General features: G+C 53.1%; 20 protein-coding genes. 10 read left to right on the forward strand and 10 right to left on the reverse strand.

Features of this window, described 5'->3' with window-relative positions; all coding sequences use genetic code 11:
• Positions 1-233: 233 nt before the first annotated feature.
• The 5 genes from ACH5Y9_RS14490 to ACH5Y9_RS14510 are packed head-to-tail and all read left to right on the forward strand — an operon-like array spanning position 234 to position 5,355.
• The gene (locus tag ACH5Y9_RS14490) at positions 234-2,015 is read left to right on the forward strand and encodes an NAD(P)H-dependent oxidoreductase subunit E (RefSeq protein WP_445366552.1); all 1,782 of its coding nucleotides are present in this window, start codon (positions 234-236) and stop codon (positions 2,013-2,015) included.
• Between the two features lies 1 nt (position 2,016).
• Complete coding sequence (locus ACH5Y9_RS14495; RefSeq protein ID WP_445366553.1) at positions 2,017-2,856, forward strand: 2Fe-2S iron-sulfur cluster-binding protein; 840 nt, start codon at positions 2,017-2,019, stop codon at positions 2,854-2,856.
• Positions 2,846-3,385 (forward strand): NADP oxidoreductase, encoded by a 540-nt coding sequence (locus tag ACH5Y9_RS14500; protein ID WP_445366554.1) that lies wholly within the window; start codon positions 2,846-2,848, stop codon positions 3,383-3,385. The genes ACH5Y9_RS14495 and ACH5Y9_RS14500 overlap by 11 nt, the downstream gene beginning before the upstream one ends.
• A 12-nt stretch (positions 3,386-3,397) precedes the next feature.
• Complete coding sequence (locus tag ACH5Y9_RS14505) at positions 3,398-4,909, forward strand: Ni/Fe hydrogenase subunit alpha (RefSeq protein ID WP_445366555.1); 1,512 nt, start codon at positions 3,398-3,400, stop codon at positions 4,907-4,909.
• Positions 4,906-5,355 carry a hydrogenase maturation protease gene (locus tag ACH5Y9_RS14510; protein WP_445366556.1) on the forward strand — a complete coding sequence of 150 codons (450 nt, stop codon included), beginning with the start codon at positions 4,906-4,908 and terminating at the stop codon, positions 5,353-5,355. Before ACH5Y9_RS14505 ends, ACH5Y9_RS14510 begins: the two co-directional genes overlap by 4 nt.
• Before the next feature lie 57 nt (positions 5,356-5,412).
• On the opposite strand, the gene ACH5Y9_RS14515 is transcribed toward ACH5Y9_RS14510, so the two are convergent.
• The 4 genes from ACH5Y9_RS14515 to ACH5Y9_RS14530 form a co-directional block, all read right to left on the reverse strand.
• Positions 5,413-6,009, reverse strand: coding sequence for a hypothetical protein (locus ACH5Y9_RS14515; protein ID WP_445366557.1), 597 nt, complete (start codon positions 6,007-6,009; stop codon positions 5,413-5,415).
• A 230-nt stretch (positions 6,010-6,239) separates the two neighbouring features.
• Positions 6,240-6,578 carry a hypothetical protein gene (locus ACH5Y9_RS14520; RefSeq protein ID WP_445366558.1) on the reverse strand — a complete coding sequence of 113 codons (339 nt, stop codon included), beginning with the start codon at positions 6,576-6,578 and terminating at the stop codon, positions 6,240-6,242.
• A gap of 111 nt (positions 6,579-6,689) precedes the next feature.
• Complete coding sequence (locus ACH5Y9_RS14525; RefSeq protein WP_445366559.1) at positions 6,690-7,598, reverse strand: hypothetical protein; 909 nt, start codon at positions 7,596-7,598, stop codon at positions 6,690-6,692.
• 223 nt (positions 7,599-7,821) lie between these two features.
• Positions 7,822-9,609 carry an alkaline phosphatase D family protein gene (locus ACH5Y9_RS14530; protein WP_445366560.1) on the reverse strand — a complete coding sequence of 596 codons (1,788 nt, stop codon included), beginning with the start codon at positions 9,607-9,609 and terminating at the stop codon, positions 7,822-7,824.
• Positions 9,610-9,959: 350 nt separating this feature from the next.
• Here ACH5Y9_RS14530 and ACH5Y9_RS14535 point away from each other — a divergent pair, with 350 nt between their 5' ends.
• Positions 9,960-10,610, forward strand: coding sequence for a hypothetical protein (locus tag ACH5Y9_RS14535; RefSeq protein ID WP_445366561.1), 651 nt, complete (start codon positions 9,960-9,962; stop codon positions 10,608-10,610).
• Between the two features lie 314 nt (positions 10,611-10,924).
• On the opposite strand, the gene eutC is transcribed toward ACH5Y9_RS14535, so the two are convergent.
• On the reverse strand, positions 10,925-11,701 hold the full coding sequence (gene eutC / locus ACH5Y9_RS14540; protein ID WP_445366562.1) for an ethanolamine ammonia-lyase subunit EutC: 777 nt from the start codon (positions 11,699-11,701) through the stop codon (positions 10,925-10,927).
• A 2-nt stretch (positions 11,702-11,703) separates the two neighbouring features.
• Entirely contained in the window at positions 11,704-13,086 is a 1,383-nt protein-coding gene (locus tag ACH5Y9_RS14545) for an ethanolamine ammonia-lyase subunit EutB (RefSeq protein ID WP_445366563.1), read from the reverse strand.
• Between the two features lie 196 nt (positions 13,087-13,282).
• On the opposite strand from ACH5Y9_RS14545, the gene ACH5Y9_RS14550 reads away from it, so the two are divergent.
• From ACH5Y9_RS14550 to ACH5Y9_RS14565, 4 genes are all read left to right on the forward strand, one after another.
• Entirely contained in the window at positions 13,283-14,728 is a 1,446-nt protein-coding gene (locus ACH5Y9_RS14550; RefSeq protein WP_445366564.1) for a flavin monoamine oxidase family protein, read from the forward strand.
• A 129-nt stretch (positions 14,729-14,857) separates the two neighbouring features.
• The gene (locus ACH5Y9_RS14555) at positions 14,858-15,487 is read left to right on the forward strand and encodes a DUF47 domain-containing protein (RefSeq protein ID WP_445366565.1); all 630 of its coding nucleotides are present in this window, start codon (positions 14,858-14,860) and stop codon (positions 15,485-15,487) included.
• 10 nt (positions 15,488-15,497) lie between these two features.
• Positions 15,498-16,610: an inorganic phosphate transporter gene (locus ACH5Y9_RS14560; protein ID WP_033157921.1), complete on the forward strand. Its 1,113-nt coding sequence runs from the start codon at positions 15,498-15,500 to the stop codon at positions 16,608-16,610.
• Between the two features lie 170 nt (positions 16,611-16,780).
• Positions 16,781-16,909 carry a hypothetical protein gene (locus tag ACH5Y9_RS14565; RefSeq protein WP_445366566.1) on the forward strand — a complete coding sequence of 43 codons (129 nt, stop codon included), beginning with the start codon at positions 16,781-16,783 and terminating at the stop codon, positions 16,907-16,909.
• Positions 16,910-17,010: 101 nt separating this feature from the next.
• On the opposite strand, the gene ACH5Y9_RS14570 is transcribed toward ACH5Y9_RS14565, so the two are convergent.
• From ACH5Y9_RS14570 to ACH5Y9_RS14585, 4 genes are all read right to left on the reverse strand, one after another.
• Complete coding sequence (locus tag ACH5Y9_RS14570) at positions 17,011-18,051, reverse strand: IS481 family transposase (RefSeq protein WP_205450216.1); 1,041 nt, start codon at positions 18,049-18,051, stop codon at positions 17,011-17,013.
• A 211-nt stretch (positions 18,052-18,262) separates the two neighbouring features.
• Positions 18,263-18,820 (reverse strand): DUF2799 domain-containing protein, encoded by a 558-nt coding sequence (locus tag ACH5Y9_RS14575; protein ID WP_445369896.1) that lies wholly within the window; start codon positions 18,818-18,820, stop codon positions 18,263-18,265.
• A 631-nt stretch (positions 18,821-19,451) separates the two neighbouring features.
• The gene (locus ACH5Y9_RS14580; RefSeq protein WP_033157922.1) at positions 19,452-19,640 is read right to left on the reverse strand and encodes a hypothetical protein; all 189 of its coding nucleotides are present in this window, start codon (positions 19,638-19,640) and stop codon (positions 19,452-19,454) included.
• 181 nt (positions 19,641-19,821) lie between these two features.
• Positions 19,822-21,753, reverse strand: coding sequence for an N-6 DNA methylase (locus ACH5Y9_RS14585; protein ID WP_445366567.1), 1,932 nt, complete (start codon positions 21,751-21,753; stop codon positions 19,822-19,824).

Consider the following 21,753-nt stretch of genomic DNA (forward strand, 5'->3'; position numbering starts at 1 on the left):
TCGCGCGCTTGAGTTGTCTGCATTGACGCTTGGAGAGACAGGGCAGACACTTTCACTTGGCAAGCGGAATGTATCGCCGCCGACAAGGCGTCTTGTGGAGGCGCCCCGCCAAATAACTGCCAGTGAACGATTTGAAAAATCTAGCGCCAAATCAAGAGTGGTGTGTAGATGGCCTATGATTTTTCAATTGCAATGGAACACGACGACTCAACCTAACTGCCCAGAACTCGACGATGAATAGTTTTATTCGATCCGTACTTGCAGAGGCGGACTGTAAACCGGAAAGGCTCTTGCAGATGCTAAGAGCCGTGCAGGCGCAGTACCTGCATATTCCCCAGGCGGCTATCGAACAATTGGCCGCTGCTTTGCATATTCCCCGTACCCAGATTATTGCCGTCGCGGAATTCTATAGCTTCTTGCACCTGACGCCGCAGGGCCGTTACGACATTCATATCAGCGACTCGATTACCGACCGAATGCTGGGCAAGGAAAAATTGCTGAATTACCTGGCGGAAAAGTTGCACGTCAAAGTGGGTGAAGTCCGCGCGGACGGCTTGGTCAGTCTGAATAATACCTCCTGCACCGGCATGTGCGACCAAGGCCCAGCCGGTTTGGTTAACGGCTATGCGTTGACCCGTCTGGCCCCTACCAGAATCGATGTCATCGCCAAGCTGATCGAACAACAAGCGCCGTTAAGCGATTGGCCACCGGAGTTCTTTGCGGTGGAAGAGCCGATCCGCAAACCCGGCCTACTGCTCAACCAGCCATTCGAAAACGGCGCGGCGATAGCAGCCACCTTTGCCCGCGGCCTAACTGAAACCCTGGCGGAAGTGGACAGTTCCAATCTGCGCGGCCGCGGCGGCGCGGGCTTTAAAACCGCGTTGAAATGGCGGACTTGTGCTCAACAAACTGCCACGCCACACTACGTCATTTGTAACGCCGACGAGGGCGAACCGGGTACCTTTAAAGACCGGATGCTGCTCGATCTTTACGCCGACCAAGTCTTTGAAGGCATGACCTTGTGCGCGGCGATTATCGGTTCGGACCAGGGCTTGCTGTATCTGCGCGCCGAGTATTTATTCCTCTACGAGCAATTGCAGCGCGTGTTAAAGCGCCGCCGCGATAGCGGTTTGCTGGGGCGCAATATTCTCGGTCACGACGGCTTTGATTTTGACATCGAAATCCGCATGGGCGCCGGTGCCTATATTTGCGGCGAGGCATCCGCGCAAATCGAGTCCTTGGAAGGCAAGCCTGGCATACCTCGGGTTAAGCCACCCAACTCGGTGATCTGCGGCTATCAACGCAAACCCACCGTGGTCGATAACGTCGAGACTTTTTTCGCCGCCACCCATATTGCCATCCAAGGCGGGCCATGGTTTGCCGCCGTCGGCACCCCACAATCGACCGGCAGCAAACTGCTCAGCATCAGCGGCGACTGCGCGCGGCCAGGCATTTACGAATACCCGTTCGGCACGTCAATTGAAGAGATTTTGCAAGACTGCGGCGCGGACGACGTCATGGGTGTGCAAGTCGGCGGGCCGTCCGGCACTTTTATTTCCAATCGGGAATTGCAACGGCGCATAGCCTTCGAGGACCTATCCACCGCCGGCTCGTTTATGGTGTTCAACAACAGCCGCAATATTTTCGACATCGTGCAAAATTTCACTGATTTCTTCGCCCATGAAAGCTGCGGCTTTTGCACACCGTGCCGGGTCGGCACCACACTGTTGAAAAATCAGCTGCGGAAAATTGTCGAAGGCAACGGCGCTGCGGTCGACCTGGAAGAACTCAACGAGATATGCCTGGTCGTCAAAAACAACAGCCATTGCGGTTTGGGGGATTCGGCCGCCAATCCGATTTTAAGTACCCTGGCCAGCTATCCGGAGCTGTATCTTAAGCAATTAAAGCAGAGCAGTTTTACCCCGGGTTTTGATTTGGACGCCACCCTGGCCGTGGCCCGCCGTATGGCACAGCGCGACGACGACGCAGCGCATTTATCGCAAGTGGAGAATTGAGATGAGCGGCACTCTTTGCATCGACGGCATCGCCGTACCGTTCAGCGACGGCCAAACCATTATCGAGGCGGCGCGCACCGCCGGCGTCTACATTCCGTATCTATGCCACCGGCCCGGCTACGCGCCTTACGGCAGTTGCAAATTGTGCACGGTGAAAGTTAATGGCCGCACCAATACCGCCTGCACGCTGCCGGCCGCCGACGGCCAAACCGTGATCAGCAACAGCCCCGACCTGCAATACGACCGCCAACGCATCACCCAAATGCTGTTTGTGGAAGGCAACCACTTCTGCCCTTCCTGCGAAAAATCCGGCAATTGCCAGCTACAGGCCGTGGCCTACCATCAAAATATGCTGGATAACCACTACCCGCATTTTTATGCACAGCGCGGAATGGACGCCTCCCACCCGGATATTTTGATCGACCACGACCGCTGCATTTTCTGCAATTTATGCGTGCGCGCCAGCAAGGAAAAAGACGGCAAGGAGGTGTTCGGCATCGCCGGACGCGGCATCCACAAACGCCTGGTCATCAACTCGCCTAGCGGCAAGCTGAAAGACAGCGAGATTAGTGTCGATGACGAGGCCGCCCATGTCTGCCCGACCGGCGCGATTCTGGTCAAACGCAGCGCCTATCTGGCACCGATTGGTGAACGCATCTACGACGGGCATCCCATCAGCGAAGTCGCCTGCGAAAAAGCGGTTATCAAAGCTGGCGAGGCCAGCGGCTACCCAAGCTGCGACCCGACCAAGCTGGCGGAGTCAGCTCAGCAGAACGGTGGCCCGGATTCCCACTACGCGGCGACCATGCCGCCCGCTCCGGACATCAAACATGGCCGCTAAGATTAAAATCGCCACCACGTCCTTGGCCGGCTGCTTCGGCTGCCATATGTCGTTTCTGGATATTGACGAGCGCTTGCTGAAATTGGCGGATGTCGTCGAATTCGACCGCTCGCCGCTAACCGACATCGAGCACTGCAGCCCGTGCGATATAGGCCTGATTGAAGGCGGCGTTTGCAACTCCGAAAACGTGCACGTGCTGCGCGAGTTTCGCCACAACTGCAAAATTCTAGTGGCGGTCGGTGCCTGCGCGATCAACGGTGGCCTGCCGGCTCTGCGCAACTTTTTTAAACTGGAAGATTGTCTGCTGGAAGCCTACCAAGACGGCATAGGCGTGGACAATCCGCAGATACCCAATGATCCGGAATTGCCATTATTGCTGGATAAAGTGCGACCGGTCCACGAGATCGTCAAGATCGATTATTTTATGCCCGGCTGTCCGCCGTCCGCCGATGTGTTTTGGACCTACCTGAGCGCATTGATCGAAGGCCGCGACCCGACTCTACCTTATGCATTAGTCCATTACGACTAATAGGGAACCGCTGTGTACGAACATCTTGAAACCGCCGATCCGGCTTTAGTCGCAGCCGGCAAGTTAAAACGGGTGGCTGTCGATCCCGTCTCCCGCGTCGAGGGCCACGGCAAAGTTACCCTGCTCTTGGATGAAGACAATAAAGTCCAGCAAGCTCGCTTGCACATCGTCGAATTTCGCGGCTTCGAAAAATTCATCCAGGGCCGCCCTTACTGGGAACTGCCGGTGATGGTGCAGCGCTTGTGCGGCATCTGCCCGGTCAGCCACCATCTGGCGGCTGCCAAGGCCATCGACCAATTGGTCGGCGTAGATCCCGCCAATCTGCCACCGGCAGCGGATAAATTACGCCGCTTGCTGCATTTCGGTCAGGTCTTGCAATCGCATGCTTTGCATTTTTTCCACCTCTCCAGCCCGGATTTGCTGTTTGGTTTTGAAAGTGAGATCGGCAAGCGTAACGTGATGGCAGTGCTGGCCGATTATCCGGATATTGGTCTGCAAGGCGTAAAACTACGTAAATACGGCCAGGAAGTGATACGCATGGTCTCCGGCAAGCGTATCCACGGCACCGGCGCCATTCCCGGCGGCATGAACAAAGCCCTAACTAAAGAGGAGCGCGACTATTTAAAACAAGACATCGCGCAGATCGTAAGCTGGGCACAAGCGGCTTTGCAACTGGTCACCAAAGTCCACACCTCCCACCTACCCTATTACGACGACTTCGCCACCATCCGCAGCAAATACTTGAGCTTGACCAAACCCAACGGCGCACTGGAGCTTTATCACGGCGGGATTCGGGTGAAAGACGAGCAAGGCGAAACCCTTGTCGATCATTACGATTACTGCAATTACCCTGAATTGATCCGCGAAGAAGTCCGTTCCTGGACCTATATGAAATTCCCTTACCTGACTTCGCTGGGTAAAGCCGATGGCTGGTACCGGGTGGGACCGTTGGCGCGCGTCAACAACTGTGATTTTATTGACACGCCGCTGGCGGAAGCCGCCCGTGTGGAATTTAAACTACATAGCGGCGAAGCCATGGTACATAGCACCCTGGCCTTCCATTGGACGCGGATGATCGAATTGCTGCATTGCGCGGAAAGCATCCAAGCCTTACTGGACGATGCCGATTTATTGAGTAGCTATCTGGTAGCCAAGGGCGAAAAGCGCTACGAAGGCATAGGCGTCATCGAAGCACCGCGCGGTACGCTGTTTCATCATTATCAAATCGACGAAAACGACATCGTCACCAAAGCCAATCTGATCGTCTCCACCACCAGCAACAACACGGCGATGAACGAATCGGTGCGGCAAGTCGCTGCGGAATATCTGTCAGGCAGGGAATTAACCGAGCCCCTACTGAATAATCTGGAAGTGGCGATCCGCGCCTACGACCCGTGCCTATCCTGCGCTACGCACGCGGTCGGCAAAATGCCATTGCAGTTGGAATTGGTCGATGCCGAAGGCAAGTTGGTGGATAAACTGATTCGGCATAGCAGCGGCGAATTTATTCACGGTAGCGAATGACCAAACCCATCCTGGTGTTCGGCTACGGCAATCCCAGCCGTGGCGACGACGCCGTTGGTCCTTTGGTATTGGATTATCTGGCCGAGCATCTGGACCTGAGCACTATCGAACTACTCAGCGACTTTCAGTTACAAATCGAACATGCGCTGGATTTGCAAGATCGCGAACTCGTGATATTTGTCGATGCCGCGGAAAATTGCCCGGACAGCTTTACCTTTACCCCATTAACCCCAGCCCAAGACCACAGTTACTCCAGCCATGCGCTGAGCCCGGCCGCGCTGCTGTCGGTCTATGAAACCCTCGGCAAACAGCCGCTACCGCCCTGCTTTTTATTAAGCGTCCAAGCCGAAGCCTTCGAACTGGGCAGCGGGTTAAGCGAACGCTGCTCGGCCAACTTAGCGGAGGCCTGCCGGTTTATAGCGGCGTTTTTGAAACAAAGGCCGTAAGGCGTTTTCCAAATCCGGCGAAACGTCTTTCAGCCTTAAAGTTTGAAAGCTAAGCGGCTAGCGCGATGCCCGGAATTTTCGGCTTCCCAATAGCCCGAGTAGACCGCTGCCAAACAACCAGACCGCTGCAGGCAGCGGTACGGGGGCCGCTAAAGGCGTCATTTTGAAAGCACTACCACTTCCGGTAAACGTCAAACCGGTAACAAAACCCAGCGGATCGCTGGGATCGATCATGGCGGAAGTTTCGATGCCGGCTATGCGGAACTTGCCAACGCCGTTTTGAAAACCCAATTCGCCGAAATTAAACCAAACGCCCGCCAACAAGCGGATACCGCTGTCGACGTATTCACCGCTGGTCTCATCCCAAATCAGCAGTTGGAATTTACCGTCGCCGTATTGGTTGGGAATCATCACATCGCCGAATAAGGTGTCGGCATTTAACGCTTCATAGGTGTAAGCCACCGCCACATCCGGGTCGTAAAACCCGCCTGGTTTTGGATTTCCGTTGCCATCCAAAACCGGCATGGGCGGTGTACTGAATGTAAATCTATCGTTGCTTGGTGTTGGTAAAACCGGTGCGGAAGGCAATGCAACCTGAGACGTTGGCGTGCTGACATTAAAGGTATCGATCAGGCCGCTAATACGAAAATCCAATAAACCGTTGGTGACTTTGTTGATGGAATAACCAAATTTAAGTGGCTGCGACTGGAATATGCTGTTTAAGTCTACGGTTTGAAACGAAGCAATATTGAAGCGAGATGGATCGAATAATGCTGTAATGGAAAACTCGGTTCCAGTAACAGTTTGCTCGTCATTGCCAAGGTTAATCGCCTCGAAAGAGACTACGCCGTAAATTCCCGCATTTACATAGCCGTGATAACCGTTTACATCGACTCAGTTTGGGTGATGTTTTGATTGTCTTGAAATGCAGCCCCAATACCTTTATTACTAACAAAAGAAAACTTATTTTGAATTGCCGTGGACAGATAAGTATTGTTCCAAAAACCACTTTCCCATTCGGTATAAGGCGGAGTGGCCGGATTAAAATGGCCACCATCCGGTTGATCGGGATTGAACAAAAACTGGCCCGAGAACGAATCGCCAATATTCGCCACATTGCCGTCGCTAAAAATAATATGGCCTTTATAGGAAATTTGCTGGGTGGCGTGAGCGTTAACCGAGGCAAGACACAACCAGAGTAAACCGAAGGTTTTTATTTTCATGATAATCTCCAGACTAACGTGGATTTATGAGTGTCAAAAAGCGGGTGGTTTGACCACTTTTCCACAGCCGTACTGACTTGGCTTGAGTAAGTACGAGGCCAAACCGTCCAATTAAGCATTGAGAACCATCTCCATGATCTTTTCCGCCTGATTGTCCGGAAAACCCAACGCGATGATGTATTGCCGAAACACGGCTTTTTTGTTTCTACCTACTTTACCTTCCACCGACATCACGGTCGCAATCCCGGTTAGTAAAATGTTTCTTTGCTGATCGTTGAGATTGCCAGCGACCGCCTTGATATAAGCAATCAATAGCTTTCTTGATAATTTCCCTGCAGGCATATCCTCGGGGTTAAGCTTAGCGAGGTCGTTAACAGCAATCCCCAGCCGCTGCATAACAGCGAGTATGGCATGTAATTTATTAGCATCAAAATTCCGATCTATACGCGCAACATCGACTAACACCTCGCGCAATAACAGCACAAAACTACCATGCAAGACTTTATCAACTTTAGCGACGACACGTCGTTGCAGCTTGCCGGACAAAAAAGCTTCCAGGGCAACAATAACTACCAATCCAGCCAAGATAGCCAGGCCCCAAAGCCACTGGCCGCCAACAGTGTCATCCCACGGCACCTGCAGCGGCGGCATGGGGTTTGGCAGCACCCCAGACTTTTGCAATGATTGAATGGTAGTTTCGTCCAAAGCCCAGTATTGGCTTGAATTTTTGGCATAGACGGCATAACCGACCACGTCTGTTTTAGTCGGAACGAGCAAACAGTGATCCTGTAAATGAATACCAAATAGATACCCACCGGAAGCCCATTCGACCGGCATACCCGTTGTTTTAACCTGTTGATCCGAGGCTTTTAATTCACCCAAATCGTAAAAATGATCCTCAGTACCAAAGCAAACGTTAACTCTTCTGGCTTCAGCCGGCGAATTAATCAATAACAACAAAAGAACACAGACCTTCAGCAGAATTGGTGTGTTTGAGGAGTTTCTGATCAATTTATCCATGCTAAATTTCGAGTCTAATTACAAGGCTGAGCCCCAAATATATACAGACAAAACACTAAGACCATATCGCCGATGCATCCGCGCCAGCTGTCAATCCACCACCGCATGTGCTTCGATACACTAGTCCCCTGCAAAACAGCTGATGTTCTGCGAAAAACCTCAATCCGCAGTTGCTGTTGCAGATAATGCGGCAACTGACAGACATCCCCTGCCGACCACTTAACTAGGCTTTTTTGCGTTTGCCAAACGCCAGACCCAATAAAGAGCTACCAAACAACCAGGCCGCGCCGGGAACCGGTACGGGTTGTACGGAGCTTGGCGTGATTCTGAACTGGCTGACGATTTGTGGCGTGCGGTTGACGATGCCGCTCAAATCGTTGGCAATATCGCCGACGTTGTAGGCGGGAATGCCATAGGTGGTGACCAGCAGTTGTTGAGTGACCTGATCGATTTCAAACTCGGTCCAGCCAAAGGTGTGCGTGGCGACGTAATCGCCTTGCAGCAATTCGGCCTGGATTTTGCCGTCGGCGCTAGCCAGATTGGCATCCAAGCCCAGCGGGTCGTAGCCCAGCGGCGTCAAAGCGCCATTGGTTACCGACTTGATGAAACTGTCCTTGGCGGCAATGCTGGGCAATGTGTCGTAGAAGGCTTTTTGTTGCGGCGTCAATAAACCTACCGCGGCCGCCAATTGCGCGACTGTTGGGCCAAACGGCGCGTCATAGGCTACGGAACCGGTGGTGATTTCGAAGGCGTTGGTGGCTTTTTGCTCACCGAAGGGTGTGAGTTGATAAGTCAGGTTATTCACCAAAGTACCGTGAATGTCGGCCGACAGGAACACCACGTTATCGATTTTGTTGTCGTCGATAAACTTCAGGATTTCGGTACGTTCGGCGGCATAGCCTTCAAAGCGGTCGCCAGCGCCAACCACCCCCAGGTTTTGCATTGGCTCAGGGACAGCGATAAATTTCCAGGTGACGTCATTTTGCTCCGCTGACAGCAGATCGGCTTTCAGGTCGGCGATTTGCTGCTTGCCCAGCATGGTCCGGCTCGGGTCGAACGAGTTGGCCAAAAAGCCGCCAACCGAAGCTTGGCTTAAAGGATTCGCATCGGCTAGTTCTTTGTCGCGGAACGAGCGCGCATCCAACACCATCAAGGCCGCATCATTGCCGAAGGTTTGGTTGCGGTACAACTTGACTTCGCCGGCCGTGCGAATGTCGCCGGTGGCGCCATAGGTTTCGTTGCGCAGCGGATTGTATTCCTGAAAAGCCTGGATGCCGTTGTTGTACAAGGTACTGTCATTGATCCGAGTGCCTGCAGGATCGGCATTGAAACGCGCGTCGGTCGCTACATCGGCGCCGCCGGCGAAGTCGTTAGTCACTTCGTGGTCGTCTATCGTCGCGAATACGGCGGTGGATTGGCGCAGATCGGCCAGACCGTTCAATCCGCCTTTGGCGCTATATACTTCCGCGTGCTTGTTGCGGTAGTCGGCCAGGGATTGCGCTTGTTGCTGACCGCCGTTGGCGTTGGAGGCCACATCGCCGTAAATGGTATCGCCCATCGCCACAAAAAAATCCAGGTTTCGCTGGCTGGCGTTTTTCACGGCCGGATACGGCAGTAATTCACCGCGCCAATCGCCGGATACACCAAAGCGCAGACCAGTGGTGTTACCCAATGCCGCAGCGGTTTTAAATTGGCCACTTGCGAAATTGCCAACGCTATCGGTAGCGCGGTAGTAGTAGGTGGTATCAGCGGATAAACCGGACACATCCCATTTGACCGGTGCGAGCGGGTCATTCACCGTTTTAAAGCTGGAGCCGACATTCTGAGTGAAAGCGCTGTCGGTCGCGTACTTGAAATATAAATCGCCGATGGTATCGGACCGGCCCCACAGTACGGCGGAAGTTTGGCTAACGTCGCCAGCGGCCACACCGTTGGGCAATGCCGCCTCAGCTTTACCGGCTAAAGCAACCAGCGTCGCGACGGCGGTTAATCGAACTACTTTGAATTTCATGAGGGTCTCCAAGGCTTTAAGACAAAAAACGTGAACGAGTCGGCAACGCCGGAGTCTAAAACCGTTCGGTGACAATTTGATGAATGGTGTGACGGCTCGATAACCTGGGGTGTTATCGATAACGGTAAACGAACTCGTGAAGCACGAATCAACGGTAAATCTGCCCGAACCGCTTACCAAAACAATCGTGGATTTTTAGAGACTCCCATAAACCATTCGGGTTTCAACTATACTTACGAGACAACGCCGAGAACGCAATACCGGGCGTGAGGCCCGCCCGTTTGCCCACCGGGACAGCGGAAAGTGGGGCGCTTGCAATTGCCAAGAATCAAACTCTAGAGGGTTCAACCATGCTGGTGGACGAAGGCGAAAAAATCAAGGTTCTAGTCAGAGAGTTCTTTAAAAAAGGCCATAAATCCAGTAACAAGCTTTACGACGTGGACCTTGCCGGGCATGCCGTTCTAGTGAGTATGAGCGTTAAAGGCAAGACCCGATATCAGCAAGCGCGCGAGTCTGGCAAACACAGGCTCAGCGGCAGCACATCGCACTTGGACTTGGCCGAGAAATTGGTCAAGATGACTATTGCGGATCGATCAGGCAACTGCGAAGAGATGGCAGTCTTGAGCGCTTATTACGCTAAGAAAATCTACAATATCAAGCGCGACTTACTCTATATCTGCTACGTTCACGACAAAGGCGACCACGCCTTTTGCCTGGTTTCCCAGGAAGCAATCCCCGATTCGGCGCAAGACTATGCTTCGATGGCCGATTTCACCAACCGCAAGATCGCCCAATCCTGGCTAGTCATCGACCCCTGGCTGAATACTGTTTGCTACGCATCCGACTACCTGACCAAAAGCGGCGAGAAACTTGAGAAATGGGCCTCGGAAGGCAAGCGCGTGGCTTGGATGAACGGCTCTCAAGGCCCCGGTTGGTACGTGCCAAACGGCGAATACAAGACCGAGTTCGGCAAAGCGCCGGTGTTTTTGGACCCTTTCTAGCCGCCCGCTCCAATTGCAATAGCGGCCAATTGCATTGCGACGAAAGCGCAGGTTCAGCGAGCTATTACAGCCCAATCGGCCAATCATCTCTCCAGCCATCATTGATCAAGTCTCGTCAAGTCGCCGGCTTGAACCAAATCAACAACCTTATTGAGCGGCATCACCGGTCCTAAATCGGTTTAATTCGGCGGCATGCGACATGAAAGCGGCCATCAAATCTTCCGCCGATTCGAACAGAAAATGGCACATTGTGTCGACTGTCAGGATGCGGGAGCCGTTGCCGAGCCACTTTTGCCTTGGCGTAATCAACTGGTTCAGAGTTTGTTTAACAACTCCGCGCCGCCAATCTCGGTAAGCCACTGCACCGGCATATCGTCTTTCAACGCTACCCCCGAAAAACCCAGTTGCAGCGCCTGCTTGCTCAAATAAACCAGTTTGGCAGCCGCGGCGCTGTAGCTCAGGCCGGCGGGCGGGCGAATGTTGGAGATGCAGTTGCGTTCGGCGTCCGTGTTGCCGACTTGCGGGGCGTAGGTGAGGTAAATCCCCAGGCTGTCTGCGGCGCTTAGACCGGGCCGCTCGCCGACGATGATGACAGCCAGGCGCGCGTTCAATAATCCACCGATTTCGTCGGCCAAGGCCACCCGGCCATTGGGCACCAAACACACCGGCCCCAACCGCAGCTTGGCGGCCCGGTAAGCAGCAACGATGGCGCTGAGCAAGGGCAAGCCGTGCGCATCCAGTGCAGCGGATGACAAGCCATTGCTGACAATCAAAGCTACGTCGACTGCGGATTGTTTGCGCGCCGTCAGGTGTTCCCGGCTGTCCGGTGCCAGGCAACGCCCCCAATCGGGACGTTGCAAGTACTGCGCGCGGCTGACGACTGGCGTGGCAAGTACCAGCGGCTCCAAATCCACAGCTTCTAAGCCTTTGGCAAATGCTGCTAGATCCCAAACTTGATGCACCGCATCCCGCGCGGTCGCGTGGGCCAATTGAAATTCCAATAGCGCTGTCGTCGGCAGGCTGCAACCGGCGCAGCCTTGGGCAATTCTGGCCTGGGTAAATTGCCGTAAGCTAATCCACGGATCGTTCATCGTTAAGCCCGCGGCAAGCCATGAAAGTTGGCCAGCAATGGTGTGGTGTTGCGCGCCTCGGCCAAGCGGTTTTGACTATCGAAAATACCCATGCGCTGCAACCAGGCTTCGAACTCCGGCGCCGGCCGCAAGCCCAATACTTGTCGTAGATACAACGCATCGTGAAACGAGGTACTTTGATAAGCCAGCATTACGTCGTCGGCACCGGGGATGCCCATGATAAAGTTGCAGCCGGCCACGCCCAGCAGCGTCAGCAGGGTATCCATATCGTTCTGATCGGCCTCGGCATGATTGGTGTAACAAATATCACAGCCCATCGGCACACCCAACAGCTTGCCGCAAAAATGATCCTCCAGACCGGCGCGGATGATTTGCTTGCCATCGTATAAATATTCCGGACCGATGAAGCCGACTACGGTGTTCACCAGCAACGGATCAAACGCCCTGGCGACCCCATAAGCCCGCGCTTCGCAGGTTTGCGCATCGATACCGTGATGCGCATTGGCGGATAAGGCACTACCCTGCCCGGTTTCGAAATACATCAACTGCTGGCCGGCACTCGCACGGCCCAAATTTTCCGCCATGGCCTTGGCTTCGCGGAGCATTGCCAGATCGACACCAAAACTGCGATTGGCCGCTTCGGTGCCGGCGATGGATTGAAACAGCAAATCCACCGGCGCACCGCGCCGCATCAATTCCATGCTGGTGGTCACGTGGGACAGTACGCAAGACTGGGTTGGAATTTGATACTGAGCAATGATCTCGTCCAGCAAATTCAACAAGCTGTGGACGTTATGCAGATTGTCGGTGGCGGGATTGATGCCGATCACCGCATCCCCGCTACCGTAAAGCAAACCATCCAAAATACTTGCCGCAATGCCGCGCGGATCGTCGGTCGGATGATTGGGTTGCAGGCGAGTAGATAAGCGGCCCGGCAAGCCGATCGTGCTGCGAAAGCGGGTAACCACGCGGCAACGGCGCGCCACGGCAATCAAATCCTGGTTACGCATGATTTTGCTGACCGCGGCCACCATTTCCGGCATTAACCCGGCCGAGATTGCCGCCAGATCGTTGTGCTCGGTTAACAGCCACTCGCGAAACTCACCCACACTTAAACTCGCAATCGGTGCAAACGCTTGCGGATCATGGCGCTCCAGAATCAAGCGCGAGACTTCATCCAGTTCCGGCGCAATCAAAGGCTCTTCGATAAACCGCCTTAAGGGTACGTCGGCCAAAACTCGCTGAGCAACAGCCCGCTCCACTTCGGAATCCGCCGCCAAACCGGCCAACTCATCCGCTGCCCGGCGCGGCGTAGCCTTGGCCAGCAAGGTACGCAAATCGCGAAAATGAAAGCTTTTGCCGTGTGCGGTTGCGGAATATTTCATCAGTCGGGCAGCTTACGATGGGGTAAAACGCGAGAATACGACAAGTTTGTGACTATTATGTGACGTAGCCGGCTGCAGACCTGCAGTTACGCTCAAGTCATTTGCCTGCAATATTTGGCTCGTACCGTAGCGAGAATTCGCTGCCAATTCCAACGGCAAACGGCTGGCAACCCATAAACACGCAGAGGCGACGCAGATGACCACCCTATCCCTCAAGCAACTCAACCGTTCCATCTATTTCATTGCGTTGGCCCTGTCGCTAAGCCTGCGCTCCGCTACCTTAGCCGCCGAACCACTTAGCGCCGATGTGTTGATCGTCGGCGCCGGCCTGTCGGGTTTAAGTGCGGCCTATCATTTAAAGAAAGCCGGCAAAACCGCCGTGATTTTGGAAATGAGTCCGCGTGTTGGCGGCCGCATCCGCACCGCTGCTTATCCGGACGGCACGCATGCCGAAGTGGGTTTGGAAGAGTTTTGGGAAAATAACCCGGCTATCGAGATTTTCCGGGATTTGCATGTGCCGATGGAAACGGCTTACAGCAGTTTTTCCAGTTTTTATTACCTGGGCAAGCTGTATCCGTTTACGCAAAATACCAATCTGGAGTTTCTGGCATCGGTGTTGGATAGCGACGAATTGCAAGCCTATCAACGCTGGGACGCCAAAATGGCCGAGCTTTACCGGCAATTGGCTTTGCGGCCTTTGCCCGAGGCGATGCTGGCACTGCAAGAGATTTCCTTCGCCGACTGGATCGAAAACACCAGCGGCCTGTCGCCCAAGGCCCAAGAGCTGGTGCGCATTGAAACCGAACCGGAATACGCTACCTCCTGGCGAAAAATCAGCGCGCTGGACGGCATTGCCGAATGGCATTATTTTTCCGGCAATGGTCTGGCACCCCGCCATGTAGTCGGCGGAAATCAACGAGCCGCGCAAGCGCTGGCCGATTTTATCGGCCGGGACCGCATCCTGCTGAACCAGCAGGTCACCCACATCACAACCACCGACAATAATGTGGAAGTACTTACGTCCGACCAAGGTAGCTTGCGGCAAAAGATATTCCGCGCCAAATACGTGATCACTGCCATTCCATTATTCCGGCTCAACGACATTCAGTTCAATCCGCCGTTGAGCGCCGAGCGAAAACAGGCGATACAAACTCAATCGGCCGGCGCCTACTTTACCGCGCACGTCACGGTGGATAAGGCCGCCAGCAGCTTCTGGACCCGCGACGGCGATAGTATATTGCCGATTATGACCGACAGTCCGCTGGGGGTGATTTATGAGGGTGGATCAAAATCCGGCGGAGATGCGCTGTTGAATTTATTAGTCAGCGGTGCCGACGCGGAGCGGTTTAACTCGCGGATGAGCGATCCGGACCAGATTCGCGAAGCGTTGCTGGCGGCGTTTGACAAACAGTGGCCGGGCTTCCGGGAGTCGGTCAAACGGATGAATTTTTACCGTTACCATCCGCGCGCGATAGCATCATGGCCGGTCGGCCGGTCACGCTTCGATAGCCTGTCTGAGTCGTTAAGAAAACCGCAGGGCCGCGTCTATTTTGCCGGAGATTTTACCGAGGACAGCCACTCCAACGGCGCCAGCCTATCGGCAATACGCGCGGTTAAGGACATTTTGCAAAAACGCGATTGACCCGCGTTTGGCAGTTTAGCGCCGGATGACATCCGCTACGCATGCGGCCGGCAAATTGCCGACAGTTTCTGCACATGCCGCCACGCTGTTATACAATATGCAACAAAACCGTCACAATTAAGGTACACCATGTTCTCTCTACAAACCATCTTTGGCAAAGGCGATAAATTTTATGGATTGCTTGAAGCTAGTGCGGAATCGGCACACGCCTCGGCCAAAGCCTTGATAGAACTACTAAGCACACCCACCACCCAACAGTCATTAGAAAAATTTAAACAGGCGCGGCGCCGGGAAAAGAATTTATTCGGCCAAATCAGCGAGGAATTGGTCAATACCTTCGTGACCGTCCTGGACCGCGAGGATATCGAAGCCCTAAACGGCGCGCTGTATAAGATTCCGAAAGTCGTCGAAAAATTTGCCGAGCGTTATACGCTGGCATCGGAGCGGATCGGCGATGTCGATTTCAACAGCCGCGCTGTCATGCTGGAACAAGCCTGCCAAGTTTTGGAACAAATGGTTGGTCAACTGCGCAAAGGCATGGATTTGGACGAAGTCAAAAAACTCAACGATCAACTGCAAACGATTGAAGCGGAAGCCGACGAACAGATACTTGAGCTGTATCGCGACGTCTACGCCAACGAAACCGATCCGATCCGTTATCTGGTAAAAACCAATTTGTTCGAAATCCTAGAAAAAGCCATTGACCGCTGTCGCGATGCCGGCAACGTGGTTTACCACATCGTATTAAAAAATTCTTAGTGGCTCCGTCATGCTGACATTGCTTTTGCTGGTCATTCTGGCGGCGCTGATATTCGAGTTCGTCAACGGTTTCCACGACACGGCCAACTCGATAGCCACGGTAGTCGCCACCAAAGTATTAACCCCCACCCAGGCGGTGATCCTGGCTGCCGTGACCAATCTGGTCGGCGCCTTATCCGGCACCGCGGTAGCCAAAACCATTTCCTCAGGGCTGGTCGATACCGGCATGGTTACGATTACCTCCGAAGTGTTGATTTGCGCACTGACCGGGGCGATTATCTGGAACCTGATCACCTGGGCCTTGGGCCTGCCCTCTTCTTCCAGCCACGCCTTGATCGGCGGCTTATGCGGCGCAGCTCTGGCGGCGGGGCACAATAATCCCGATGTGTTGATATGGTCGAAAACCGCATTGGTGTGGACCGAAAACAAAGGCCTACTCTGGAAAGTGGTGATTCCGATGATCAGCTCGCCGATTGCCGGCTTTACCTTGGGCATTTTGATCATGGGTTTGTTGATGGCAATCATCAGCGGCATGAATTCGGCCGGCGGTGTCATGGCGCAAATCTCCCGGCCGAGATGGATCAATGCGCTGTTCGGAAAAGCACAATTGCTATCGGCCGGTTATATGGGCTTTGCCCACGGCAGTAACGATGCACAAAAAACCATGGGCATCATTGCGCTGGCCATTTTTGCGGCCAATAACGCCGGCACGCTCGATCAGCTGCCCAGTTGGGCGGAGTTCCTGCGTCCGGACGGCGGCGAAAAGGACATCGACACCTGGATCGTCTTCAGTTGCGCCTTGATCATGGCGCTCGGCACGTCGGTGGGCGGCTGGCGCATCATCAAGACCCTTGGCCACAAAATGGTCAAACTGCACCCAATCAACGGCTTCGCGGCGGAAACCAGCTCCGCCACCATTCTATTGGCCGCCGCACATTTCGGCATGCCGGTTTCCACCACGCATAGTATCTCTACAGCAATCATGGGTGTCGGGTTTGCCAAAAATCCTTATACCCTGAAACTTTCCGTGATCGAACGGATTGTTTGGGCTTGGGTTCTGACGATTCCCGCCGCCGGCGGCATAGCCTGGGGCATGGTGAGTTTATTGCCGCTGTTGCAGTAAGCCGCTAATTTGACCATCAGGTTAATCATTGACTATGCAAATTCCCAGGGTAGTCTGTTAGGAGAGGGAAACTAATGTTGTAAAAACCTTATTCTTGTAGCCCGTCCAAAAAAATCATTAGTTACCCCACTGAAGTAACAAGGCTTTTTCCTAAACGAAAGGTGGCTGAAATGATGAGAGAAATACTGGAAGTCGTAATGCTGTTTGGCCTGATGGGGGGCCTGTTTTTCGTTAAACACGAGTTCGAGAAAGACAAGCAGGAAAGACTAAGCAGCGGCAAACCAGAACCGAGAGAATGAGTTAAAGGCAAATACGCTGCCAGGCAAGTTAAAGGCAGCGTTAATTTGTATTAGCTCAGACCTGATCTGACAGTTACCGTTTTTGCGGGGTGTCTGTCAGATTAGATTTGGTTCAGATTTTTTTGAGCCCAAATCTGTTTTCCATCCAGCAAGGTATCCATCGGCGTTCTGCCGTTGCACATTCTGCCCTGATGAGTTCGGTCATTGTTGTAATAAACCAGCCATTCGTCCAGATCTTTTTGGAGTTCATCCAGGTCGCTATAGAGCTTTTTGCGGAACGTGACCTGATAGAACTCCTGCAAGATGGTCTTGTGGAAGCGTTCGCAAATCCCATTGGTTTGCGGCGACATGGCCTTGGTTTTGGTATGGTCGATGTCGTTGATCGCCAGGTATAGCTGATAATCATGCTGTTCGACCTTGCCACAATATTCTGTGCCGCGATCCGTCAGAATGCGTAGAACGGGTAATGCGTTGGCTTCGTAGAACGGCAATACTTTGTCATTCAGGATATCCGCGGCAGTAATCGGCGTTTTGGTGGTGTACAGTTTGCAGTGTGCGACTTTGCTATAAGTGTCCACGTAAGTCTGCTGGTATATCCGCCCAACCCCTTTGAGGTTGCCGACGTAAAAAGTATCCTGCGAACCCAGGTAACCGGGATGGGCTGTTTCGATTTCGCCGCAGGCTTGATCATCCTGCTGCTTTTTCTCCAACGCCGCAATCTGCGCATCGCTCAGCATTAACCCTTCGGCGGCTACCTTGGCTTCCAGTGCTTTAAGCCTCTTTTTAAAGTTCTCCAGGTCATGCCGTAACCAGATGGAGCGAACGCCGCTGCCGGATACGAATACCCCTTGTTTACGCAGTTCATTACTGGTTCGATGCTGTCCATGCGCTGGCCACTCAACCGCATAGGCTTTCACTGCCAGCTCAATGCTTTCATCGACGCGATTCTTCAGATTCGGAGACCGGCGGTTTTTGTCGATTAAGGCATCAATGCCACCTTCGGCTACCAGCTCTTGATAACGATAAAACGTATCGCGCGAGACACCCATCACCTTGCAGGCTCTGGAGACGTTATTCAGTTCTTGGGCTAAATTTAACAGCCCCGCTTTGTGTTTAATGATCGGATTGTTTGTATGGATCATGAGAGTTACCTTTTGTGTTTTGTGTAAGGATTCGACACCCCTATCAAAACCGGTAACTCTCATCTTTTCAAGTCGATGTGTCAGATCAAGTCGTGACTAATACAGTTAATTCAAAAAATTATCAATGCCCAGATACCGCGTTTTGCTGACGCCATATCCGTGCTTAATCCGGATACTTGCAACGAATCCTCCCGGAATCCCAAGAAGCCACTCAGCGATAAGACTGAGACTCATGGCGAAACTCGTTGAGTTGCCGTTCGTGGTAGTAAAGATCATCCCGAGCCCGGTCTCGGTTACGCCGCAGTTGACTTATATCGTTACGAATTCTGGCCCGGTCCTTGTCGTTTAACTTGTTATCCCCCAAGCTGATTTCTTTGCTGGAAAGTTCGTTATCTATCCTATCCAGTTCGGCGCGTTCTCTATGTACAGCGTAAGCCGCTGCGTGGTAACGGCTGAATACACCATCAATCGATGGCGGGCAAACATGGCGGTAATCATGTCCTTGCAACCCCACTTCAAAAGCGTTATCGATACGACAGTATTCTCTTATACCGTGTTCGCGGCCAGCAAAATACTGCGAATCATTCACCGCCACACCGTATTCGGAGCATGCCTTTCGGTGTTCGCTCAACCGCTCACTCGCCTCTCCAGAACGACCGTCTTGAACCCCTAAACCAAACCAATCACCCCGCTTGCAGTCTTGTTGGCTAAGCGTTGCACAGCCGGTAAAAAACACAACACATAAATACCCCGTTAAGCGCTTCACCATGATTTTGTCTTCCCAATAAAGATTCACCGCACCGCCAGAACAGCCGCAATGGCTTGAAGCCCCAGGTATCCTGAAACTGAACTGGAATCGCTGGAAATTATAGTCAACATTGAAAATTAGACGAACAGGTGCCGGCCCACGGCAAAATCGATTCAGGCCAAAATGCCAATGACTACTACCGGGAAAGTTGGGATGACTAAGCCAGTCAAAACCATTAACTGAAAGCCCTAAAGACCGCGAATTTAGAACTGCAACACGCCATGGCTTCTACGTGATGTGCAGAAGCTGTCCAGCGTGCGATAAGAGATTATTTCCAACGGCGGTTGAATGTCCGACCGTAAATAGATAAGCGTAATCGATAAAGCGTGATCGTTACGACGCCGGATTCATCGCGATGGCAACCGAATCCAGGGTGCGTAAGATCTTCAAAAAAGACATGGTAACGTTTAAGTTGCAGCTCTGCCGTCATCGTATTTCTGATCCTATTGCTGTGAAGACGCAGCCACTATAGGCTTAAAAATAAAGGATTTTTTGATCTACAACAATCATTAGCGTAATCCTATACCTACGCGACAGCCAATCCAAAACCGCGCGCTTACTTCTGGCGTGAGCATGACTCAGAGAGAACGTTCTAATGAGAAGCCCAATGCTGGCGAATAGTGTCCGCATGTGCCATCAAATCATTAAACGCTTGAACACAATCTCGATGGTAAGGATGTCTTTTGTTATTCACCGGGTGGCTCAGGTCTTCCATCAATTCGTTAACCACTTGTTCAATCTCCAAAAGCTCCATCGGCTTTTTGTTGAAAAATTCGCTCATTTTCCTGACTCATTTTTTATTTATTTGAAGCTTTAGCTTACAAATACCTTATGACATCAATGTGACAAAAAGCGAGTTCAACAGCATTTACAAGAATTCCTAGCACTTGAGCAAAATGCATAAGTCCTTCGTTCGATGTTACAAACCCAGGTTATTACCATGCATTCGGAACGACACAGCGTTAGATCATGGCTGTCAAATTCGCCATAGCCCGCGCGACTACCTCGCCTTGATGATTGATGTTGTCGATAATCTGCTGCACGGTGCGGGTATCAGTAACGGCTTTGGCATGCGGATTCACAGCTTTCAGGTCGAAAACGGCGGCGTCGATGTCGCTGGCTTTGGCCTGGGCTTCGCGGATGGCTTTTTCCTTGGTTTTAATCGCATCTTCCGCGGCGGCGATTTTGTCCTTGCCGGCTTTGTCGCGTTTCAATGCCTTCAAGGTTTCCCGTAACGGCAATAGTTCTTCTGTTAGCCGGTTGGCTTCGTCGATAAAGGGCTGTAGGTCTGCGCGGGCTTTGGCGCGGCGGGCGGCGAAATCGACCGTCCAGGAAAAATCGCTGTCGGCTTCCGGCGTGCCGTGTTTCGCCAGCAAACGGGCAAACGACGGGAAGAGCTTGTCTTTATTTTCTTCCACCGCCAGCCAGTCGGCCGTCAGTGTGGACGGCAATTCGGCATCGCTCAATAGACCGCCGTGTCGATCAAAACCGAAATGCGCCAACGTCATCGGCGACTTTTTACCGACTTTGACTTGCGACAAATCGTAATACCAAATGCGCTCGGTTTTGCTGCCTTTGCGGAAAAACAGCAGGTTGGTTTTAACGCCCGCGCCGGCCGTCGAAAACACCCCACCCGGCAAACTGACGATGCACCACAAATCGCATTCATCCACCAATTTACGTTTGGTTTCCACGAAGGCGCTTTCGTTGGTGCGAAACAGCAAACCCTCGTCCAGCACGATACCGCAGCGCCCGCCCGGCTTACCGTCCAGCGGCGCTTTCAATTCGTCCAGAATATGCTGCACAAACAACACTTGCGTGGAGCCGGTTTCAAAATCGTAGTTTTTCTGCGCGTCCGAGCCTTCCTTGCCGCCAAACGGCGGATTGGTCAGGATCACATCAAAGGTTGCCGGCGCGTGTTCGAATAAACCGTCGTAGGTTTGCTTGCCGGTCAGCGTGTTGCCGTGCCAGAGATTGGGCTGGTCAATGCCGTGCAGAATCAGATTGGCTAAGGCGATGGGAAACACCAGATTTTCCTTTTCCCGACCGAAAAACGTATCGTGCTTCAGCGTTTCCAACACCGTCGAGGCCGGCGATTGCCCTAGTTGATAGGCGATATGCTCGTAAGCCACCGCCAAAAAGCCGCCGGTGCCGCAACACGGGTCATACACCGTTTCGCCCGGCTGCGGATCGAGCACATTCACCATCGCCCGAATCACTTCGCGCGGCGTGAAAAACTGGCCGCCGTCCGAGTTCTTTTCGCCCATTTTCAGCAGCAAATCTTCATAGACTTGCGACAGGGTAAAGAAATGGGTGTCGTCGATATGATCGATGTGGATTTCATGCACCTTATCGAAAATGTCGCACAGATTGGTTTCGCTATCCACGCGCACCTTTTCCACCGCCGTCATGATGCGGCCAATCACGCGCTGCTTCGGGCTGGCGCCGGCATTAGGCAGTTGAGTACGCGGATCGACATCCAGCCGATGCAGATGCGGCAGCAATTGGTTATTGATGAAATCGAACAGACTGCCTTCACCGGCTTCGAACAAGGCTTGCCGCTTCCAACCAAACCGATAACCTTCCGGCGTTTTCGGCGCATCCGGCTTCTCGGAATACGGCGCCGCCCAATCCTGCCAGCGATACGGCGCCCGCAAAGCCGGCGAATAATCGTTGCCCAAGGCTTCCGCTTGTTCCAGGGCTTTTTGCTCCTGGGCATCGAGAATGCGCAAAAACAGAATCCAGGTCAGTTCCGGCACATATTGCAAGGCGCTGGCGCAGTTGGAACGGCGCATCACGTCGCAAATGGCTTTGACGAAAGACGACAGGGATTGGGTGGAGGCGATGGTTTTAGGGGATTTGGCGCGGCGTGCCGATTTAACTTTTTCAAGCAT

The organism is Methylomonas sp. BW4-1 (assembly GCF_052474385.1).

Excerpts from the sequence above, each read along its gene's own strand:
- ACH5Y9_RS14580 (WP_033157922.1), bottom strand. The coding sequence starts at position 19,640 with ATGAGCGAATTTTTCAACAAAAAGCCGATGGAGCTTTTGGAGATTGAA.
- ACH5Y9_RS14575 (WP_445369896.1), bottom strand. The coding sequence starts at position 18,820 with ATGGTGAAGCGCTTAACGGGGTATTTATGTGTTGTGTTTTTTACCGGC.
- ACH5Y9_RS14545 (WP_445366563.1), bottom strand. The coding sequence starts at position 13,086 with ATGAAATATTCCGCAACCGCACACGGCAAAAGCTTTCATTTTCGCGAT.
- ACH5Y9_RS14560 (WP_033157921.1), top strand. The coding sequence starts at position 15,498 with ATGCTGACATTGCTTTTGCTGGTCATTCTGGCGGCGCTGATATTCGAG.
- ACH5Y9_RS14555 (WP_445366565.1), top strand. The coding sequence starts at position 14,858 with ATGTTCTCTCTACAAACCATCTTTGGCAAAGGCGATAAATTTTATGGA.
- eutC (WP_445366562.1), bottom strand. The coding sequence starts at position 11,701 with ATGAACGATCCGTGGATTAGCTTACGGCAATTTACCCAGGCCAGAATT.
- ACH5Y9_RS14510 (WP_445366556.1), top strand. The coding sequence starts at position 4,906 with ATGACCAAACCCATCCTGGTGTTCGGCTACGGCAATCCCAGCCGTGGC.
- ACH5Y9_RS14530 (WP_445366560.1), bottom strand. The coding sequence starts at position 9,609 with ATGAAATTCAAAGTAGTTCGATTAACCGCCGTCGCGACGCTGGTTGCT.
- ACH5Y9_RS14565 (WP_445366566.1), top strand. The coding sequence starts at position 16,781 with ATGATGAGAGAAATACTGGAAGTCGTAATGCTGTTTGGCCTGATGGGG.
- ACH5Y9_RS14495 (WP_445366553.1), top strand. The coding sequence starts at position 2,017 with ATGAGCGGCACTCTTTGCATCGACGGCATCGCCGTACCGTTCAGCGAC.
- ACH5Y9_RS14570 (WP_205450216.1), bottom strand. The coding sequence starts at position 18,051 with ATGATCCATACAAACAATCCGATCATTAAACACAAAGCGGGGCTGTTA.
- ACH5Y9_RS14550 (WP_445366564.1), top strand. The coding sequence starts at position 13,283 with ATGACCACCCTATCCCTCAAGCAACTCAACCGTTCCATCTATTTCATT.
- ACH5Y9_RS14585 (WP_445366567.1), bottom strand. The coding sequence starts at position 21,753 with ATGCTTGAAAAAGTTAAATCGGCACGCCGCGCCAAATCCCCTAAAACC.
- ACH5Y9_RS14500 (WP_445366554.1), top strand. The coding sequence starts at position 2,846 with ATGGCCGCTAAGATTAAAATCGCCACCACGTCCTTGGCCGGCTGCTTC.
- ACH5Y9_RS14535 (WP_445366561.1), top strand. The coding sequence starts at position 9,960 with ATGCTGGTGGACGAAGGCGAAAAAATCAAGGTTCTAGTCAGAGAGTTC.
- ACH5Y9_RS14490 (WP_445366552.1), top strand. The coding sequence starts at position 234 with ATGAATAGTTTTATTCGATCCGTACTTGCAGAGGCGGACTGTAAACCG.
- ACH5Y9_RS14525 (WP_445366559.1), bottom strand. The coding sequence starts at position 7,598 with ATGGATAAATTGATCAGAAACTCCTCAAACACACCAATTCTGCTGAAG.
- ACH5Y9_RS14520 (WP_445366558.1), bottom strand. The coding sequence starts at position 6,578 with ATGAAAATAAAAACCTTCGGTTTACTCTGGTTGTGTCTTGCCTCGGTT.